1 protein-coding gene is annotated in these 734 nt (G+C 45.8%); it reads right to left on the bottom strand.

The window, feature by feature from the left end:
* Positions 1-734, bottom strand: a 734-nt coding sequence (gene lpxB / locus A3735_RS26980; RefSeq protein ID WP_068639015.1) for a lipid-A-disaccharide synthase, incomplete at both ends; no start/stop codon positions are given.

Consider the following 734-nt stretch of genomic DNA (forward strand, 5'->3'; position numbering starts at 1 on the left):
GCCAATACAATCACATCACTTGCAGCCATCACCTCACGCGAGCGACCTGAAATCAAGGTTAGCGGCAGGTTTACCTCGCAATCGTCTAACAAGGATAAAATTTGCTCTTTGCGCGCCTCATTAACATAAGGTAAAACAAATTTGATATTGGGGTCGCGCTCATACAACCAACACGCAGTATCAAGAAAGCTCTTACCTATATAAGAAATCTCACCTGCTCGACTTCCGGGAAGCAGTGCTACCAGTTTCGCATTTTGATCCAAGCCCAAAGCCTCACGAGCCGAGCTTTTATCTGAATGTTCTGGAATGCTGTCAGCCAGAGGGTGACCAACAAATCGTACTGCAACGTCATGCGCTTTATAAAATTTTGCCTCAAACGGAAAGAGAGTCAACATCAGATCGACTGCACGCGCTATTTTAAAAATACGCTTCTGACGCCATGCCCAAACAGAGGGGCTAACATAATGACCGGTTTTCAAGCCCTTTTTGCGCAAGGCCAATTCCAAGCCTATATTGAAGTCAGGGGCATCAATGCCAATAAAAGCATCCGGGCGTGATTTTAGAAAATGTTGTTTTAGGCGACGCCGAATACCAATCAGCTCAAAAATACGCCCAAGCACCTCAACAAGCCCCATAACAGAAAGCCGTTCCATTGGTACATGAGAGTTAAAACCCTCAGCTAGCATTAAAGGGCCACCAATACCTTCGAACCGAGCATTGGGATAACGCTTAAG

This window comes from Oleiphilus sp. HI0061 (assembly GCF_001635675.1).